This is a genomic window from Moorena sp. SIO1G6 (assembly GCF_010672795.1).
Lineage (GTDB): Bacteria > Cyanobacteriota > Cyanobacteriia > Cyanobacteriales > Coleofasciculaceae > Moorena > Moorena producens.
Genome location: NZ_JAAHFZ010000160.1, coordinates 1 through 1,825, shown reverse-complemented (window position 1 = coordinate 1,825; position 1,825 = coordinate 1). Strand labels below are relative to the sequence as shown.

General features: G+C 43.2%; 2 protein-coding genes. Both read left to right on the top strand.

Translation table 11 applies throughout. From position 1 onward, the window contains the following. On the top strand, window positions 1-1,503 hold a 1,503-nt coding region (locus F6K63_RS36705), incomplete at its 5' end, for an SDR family NAD(P)-dependent oxidoreductase (protein ID WP_287314993.1). After that, a partial coding sequence (locus F6K63_RS36700) for a beta-ketoacyl synthase N-terminal-like domain-containing protein (protein ID WP_287314991.1) occupies window positions 1,500-1,825 on the top strand: 326 nt, incomplete at its 3' end. The genes F6K63_RS36705 and F6K63_RS36700, both read left to right, overlap by 4 nt.

Here is a 1,825-nt window from a genome sequence, read left to right as displayed (position 1 = left end):
ATTGCCAAAACTGTATCGGTTGTAAGTCCTCAAGGTCGTTTTGTAGAAATTGCCAAGCGGGGAGTTTGGGAATCAACTGAGATGGCAACTATCAGGTCAGATATCTCTTATTCAGTGCTTGATTTAGCTAAAGTATCTCAAGACCAACCTCAATTAATCAAGTCTCTGTTAGTAGAAATTATTGACAAGTTCAACAACGGCTTGCTTAAATCACCTCCCTTGACAGTCTTCTCTATGGAAGAAGTAGTCAGCGCCTTTCGTTATATGCAGCAAGCCAAACATATTGGCAAAATTATCGTTACTCAAACCGGACTTGCAAAAACAGGACAACCAACTAATACCGCCACCGAAATGCCGTTGAACTTCCCTGAAGACGGAACTTACTTGATTACTGGTGGTTTAGGAGGATTAGGCTTACTAGTTGCCCGTTGGATGGTAGATAAAGGAGCCAAGCATTTAGTCTTAGTAGGACGGAGTAGCCCTAATCATGCTGTTGTCAAGAAATTAGCAGAGTTAGAACAAGCTGGAGCCTCTGTAGTAGTGGAAAAAGCTGATGTGTCTGAATTTGAAGCTATGGGGAGGGTGTTGTCTAAGATCAATCAGTCAAGCTTGCCACTAAGGGGAGTCATTCATTCGGCAGGGATGTTATCTGATGGCGTCCTCCAAAACCAGAGTTGGTCTAGCTTTGAGAAAGTGATGGCTGCCAAAGTGCAAGGAGCTTGGCATTTGCATCAATTAACCAAAAACCAGCCAATGGACTTTTTTGTCCTGTTTTCTTCGGCGGCATCTCTGTTGGGTTCTCCCGGTCAGGGAAATCATGCTGCGGCTAATGCATTTCTCGATAGTTTAGCCCATTATCGTCGAGGTCTGGGATTGTCAGGATTGAGCATTCATTGGGGTGCGGTATCTCAAGTGGGAGAAGCAGCTGAGCGTGGTGCAGATGTGAAGGTACAGAAGCAGGGTATGGGTGCGATCTCTCCTGCTGGGGTGTTGGAGGCATTAGAGCGATTGATCAGTACTGAGGCGGTAGAAGTAGGAGTAGTACCGATCAACTGGTCACAATGGACTGCTAGAGTTTATAGTTGGCCATTTTTAGCTCAGTGGCAACAAAAGATTCACACTTCGGAGGTATCTAAATCTGAGTTTATTGAGCAGTTAAAAGCCGTATTACCATCGGAGCAAAAAGAGCTATTAACCGCCCATGTGCGTAGTCAGGTGGCGAGAGTATTGGGGATAAGTTCGGCTCAATCGATTGGTTTAGAAGAAGGATTTTTTGAGTTGGGGATGGATTCTCTGACCTCAGTAGAGTTGCGCAATCGCTTGCAAGGTAGTTTAAGCTGTTCAATTCCTTCAAGTTTAGTTTTTGATTATCCTACGGTAGGGGAATTGGTAGATTATTTAGCTCAAAAATTATTAGACAAAAAAGAAGAACCTGAAACCATAGAAGAAAGTGCTCAAAAACTCGCCAAACAATTAGGATTAGATTTGGAGGTATTGCAATGAGTAATAACCTAGAACAATCTTACGGAAAATTGATTAAAATGGCATCTGAAAAGATAGCCAACCTAGAAAAAGAACTTGAAGGTTTTAAAAGTAAAAACCAATTTGAATCAATCGCCATTATCGGGATGGGATGCCGTTTCCCTGGAGGAGCAGATAACCCCGAATCCTTCTGGACTCTGTTATCTCAAGGAATAAATGCCATTAGTGAAATTCCTTCTGAGCGATGGAACATCGACCAATACTACGATCCTAACCCAGAAACCCCAGGGAAAATGTACACTCGTTATGGGGGGTTCGTCGGTCAACTACAAGAGTTTGACTC